The sequence below is a fragment of the Mesorhizobium sp. M7A.F.Ca.US.006.04.2.1 genome (genome assembly GCF_004022915.1).
Lineage (GTDB): Bacteria > Pseudomonadota > Alphaproteobacteria > Rhizobiales > Rhizobiaceae > Mesorhizobium > Mesorhizobium ciceri.
On sequence record NZ_RZQA01000684.1, the window covers coordinates 1 to 3,603 of the forward strand.

Below are 3,603 nucleotides of genomic sequence, written 5' to 3' on the forward strand. Positions count from 1 at the left end.
ATCCAGAAACCGGAAGCGCCGCGGCTGTATTCGCCGGTGACCATGTCGACGCCCTGGCCGAACACCTCGGTGACGTAGAAGCCGGTCTTGAGCGATTTGATCAGCTCTTCCGGCGACCGCTCGCCGGGTTCGATGGCGAGATTGGTGGAGGATGGCGTAACGGAGGAGCCGCTGCGTGCGCCGCGGCCGTTGGTGACGAGGCCCAGCTCCCTTGCAGCCGAGGTCGACAGGAACCAGTGGTTGAGCACGCCCTTCTCGACCATCAACAGCTTTTCGCCCTCGACGCCTTCGCCGTCGAACGGACGCGAGGCCTGGCCACGTCGCCGGAGCGGCTCGTCGGTGACGGTGATGGCGGAGGCGGCCACCTGCTTGCCCATCATGTCGCGCAGGAACGAGGTCTTGCGCGCGACCGAGGCGCCGTTGATGGCGCCGGCGAGATGGCCGGCGATGCCGCGCGCGACGCGTGGGTCGAACACCACGTCGACCGGCCCGGTCGCCGCCTTGCGCGCGCCGATGCGGCGCACGGCGCGCTCGCCGGCCTTGCGGCCGATGTCCTCGGGCGCATCGAGATCTGCAAAATGCTGGCGCGAGGAGAATTCATAGTCGCGCTCCATGCCGGTGCCCTCGCCGGCGATAACGCTGGCCGAGCGCGAAAAACGCGAGCCGACATAGTGGCCGAGGAAGCCGTGCGAGGTGGCCAGCACCAGGCCGCCCAGCCCGGCACCGGCGCTGGCGCCGGCCGAATTGGTCACGCCCTTGACGGCAAGCGCTGCCGCTTCCGCCGCCAATGCGGCTTCCTTCAACTGGTCTGCCGACACTTCGGTGGCGTCGAACAGGTCGAGATCGCGCGTCTGTTTGGCGAGCAATGCCGGATCGGCCAGCCCTTGATAGGGATCCTGCGGCGACACTTTCGCCATCGCCACGGCGCGCTCGGCCAGCGTTTTCGGGTCGGACGCCGCTGTCGCCGAGACACTCGCCACGCGGCCGCCGACGAAAACGCGCAGCGCCACATCCTCGCTTTCGGAAGCTTCGGTAGCCTCGACCTTGCCGAGACGCACCGACACACCGGTCGAGCGGCCGCGCACGGCCACCGCGTCGGCGGCATCGGCGCCGGCCTTTTTGGCAGCCTCGACCAGGGCCGCGACGCGGTCGGTCAATTTTGCTGCGTCTGATATGTCGGTCATGCCTGAAATCCTGCTGGTGCGGCCGGTGTGCGGCCGTTGCCCACCCATCTATTGTTCCGGTCCGGCTTGTGCAATGGCATAGGCTTCAATCAAAATGCAGGGCGGACGGTTCAAACCGCGAACCCTGTGACGCAAAATCGGTTCGCAGCCTGCACGGAGCATTTCGATGACGCCTTTCCATCTCGCCTTCCCGGTCCGTGATCTCGATGAAACCCGCGTTTTCTATGGCGAGGTGCTGGGCTGCGCGATCGGCCGCTCGTCAGCGACCTGGGTCGACTTCGACCTCTACGGTCACCAGATGTCGGCGCATCTGCGGCCGCAGGCCGCACAGGCACCCAGTGACGGCAGGGTCGACGGCATTGTCGTGCCGATCCCGCATTTCGGCGCGGTGCTCTTGATGGACGACTGGCAGCGCCTGGCGACACGGCTGGAGGCGCGCGACGACATCGACTGGCTGGAACGGCCGATGGTCCGCTTCAAGGGCGAGCCCGGCGAACAGGCAACGCTGTTCATCCGCGACCCCTCGGGCAATGCCTTGGAATTCAAGGGCTTTCGCTCGCTGGAGCAGGTTTTCGCGCACTAGCTCAGATCGAGGGCATCCATCGATCAACGGCCGAAACGGCCCGCCGCGAAAGGTGCGAGCCGAGCCGGATCGCCGCGTCCGCCGATCAAGTTGGCGACCAGCCGCGCGGTGATCGGAGCCAGCGTCAGGCCGAGATGGCCGTGCCCGAAAGCATGAATTACGCGGGAGCTGCCGCGCGAAGCGCCGATGACCGGCCTGGAATCCGGCAGGGACGGCCGGAAGCCGAGCCATTGCGAGGCAGGCGAGCCGAGCCTGGGAAAAATTTGCCTGGCGCCACGGTCAAGCAGCGCCAGCCGGCGCGGATTTGGCGGCGCGACCAGGCCGCCGAGTTCGACGGTGCCGGCGACCCGCAAGCGGCCAGCCATCGGCGTCAGGTAGAAACCAAGATCGACGGGACAGACAGGTCGGTTGAGCAGCGGCGCGTCGGTCTGGAATTCCAGATGATAGCCGCGCTCGGTCTCGAGCGGAATCCTGTCGCTGGCCTGCGCGGCCAGTGCGCGCGACCGTGCACCGGCGGCGATCACCACCGTGCCAGCCTTGATGCGAACGCCGGGTCCGCTGAGCTGCACACCGTCAGCCTCGACCTGCAGCCCGGTGATCTCTGCCTGCTTCACCGATGCACCACGGGCACTCACCGCGCCCAGCAACCGCCGCATCACCATTGCCGGATCGGTGACATTGATCGAGTCGGGAAAATACACGCCATGCGCTGCTGTCGCCGGCAGGCCCGGCTCAAGCGCCGCCACCTCTTCGGGAGTCAGGACCTCTTGGTGGATGCCAAACGCAGCGCGCATTGCCCGGCCGCCGGCGCCAGCGGCAAAATCGCTCAAGCGGCGATAGAGGTAAAGACAGCCATTGCGGCGCATCTGGTCCTCCAGCCCGGCCTCCCCGACCATGTCTTCCCAGGCTGGAAGGGCGTCGGCCAGCAGTCCGGCGAGCGCCAGTGCATTGGCCCGGGTGGCCGCCGGCAGCGATTGCCGCATGAACCGAACGAGCCATGGCGCCAGCTGCAGCAGCGCCGGCCAGCGCAGCGAAAACGGGCTGTCGGGATCAAGCAGCAGCTTTGGCAATGCCCGCAGCACCGCAGGAGTGCCGACCGGCATGCAGGCATATTCGGCGATCGTTCCGGCATTGCCGAACGACGCGCCTGAGCCCGGCTCGTTCGGATCGATGAGCAGGACTTCGCGGCCGTCCGCGACAAGGCGAAGTGCCGTCGCCAGCCCGACAACTCCGGCGCCGACAATGGCGATTTCGACCGTTTCAGAAGCAGCCACTGTAGATCTTCCCGATTGACCTTGAAATCCAGTACCGATCATGTGGTCTCTTGGTTCGGGGTCACGGTCCAGTCTTGATCCCTGGAATCGAATAGGCCAGATCTTTCCGCCCTCAGGCGACAGGCGTCCAGATCACGTCCTCGATTTTTTGCGCGCCGGTCGCCAGCATCGCCAGCCGGTCGAAGCCGAGTGCGATGCCGCTGGCCGGCGGCATGATGGCAAGGGCTGAGAGAAAATCCTCGTCCAGCGGATAGCGCTCGCCATAGACGCGCTGCTTCTCGTCCATCTCGATAACAAAGCGCCGGCGCTGCTCGTCGGCGTCGGTCAGTTCGCCAAAGCCGTTGGCGAGTTCGACGCCGCAGCAATAGAGCTCGAAACGCTCGGCGAGGCGCGGGTCGCGCTGGCTCGGCCGCGCCAGTGCCGCCTCGGCGACGGGATATTCGCACAGGATGGTCGCGCGCCCCTGCCCGAGGAATGGCTCGACCTTTTCCACCATCACCCGGCTGAACAGATCGGCCCAGCTGTCGTCGGGCGCGGTGCGCAGGCCGGCATGGGTCAAGGC

General features: G+C 66.6%; 4 protein-coding genes. 1 reads left to right on the forward strand and 3 read right to left on the reverse strand.

The annotated features are described in order from the left end of the window. Positions 1-1,184, reverse strand: a 1,184-nt coding sequence (locus tag EN925_RS28010) for a TldD/PmbA family protein (RefSeq protein WP_164894435.1), incomplete at its 3' end; no start/stop codon positions are given. A 166-nt stretch (positions 1,185-1,350) separates the two neighbouring features. Here EN925_RS28010 and EN925_RS28015 point away from each other — a divergent pair. After that, a complete protein-coding gene (locus tag EN925_RS28015) occupies positions 1,351-1,767 on the forward strand; it encodes a VOC family protein (protein WP_127266861.1) in 417 nt (138 codons plus the stop codon). A 23-nt stretch (positions 1,768-1,790) separates the two neighbouring features. On the opposite strand, the gene EN925_RS28020 is transcribed toward EN925_RS28015, so the two are convergent. Together EN925_RS28020 and EN925_RS28025 are read right to left on the reverse strand one after the other, a co-directional pair. Further along, positions 1,791-3,041 carry an FAD-dependent oxidoreductase gene (locus tag EN925_RS28020; protein ID WP_127388338.1) on the reverse strand — a complete coding sequence of 417 codons (1,251 nt, stop codon included), beginning with the start codon at positions 3,039-3,041 and terminating at the stop codon, positions 1,791-1,793. 112 nt (positions 3,042-3,153) lie between these two features. Then, positions 3,154-3,603, reverse strand: a 450-nt coding sequence (locus EN925_RS28025) for an amino acid--tRNA ligase-related protein (RefSeq protein WP_348630367.1), incomplete at its 5' end; no start/stop codon positions are given.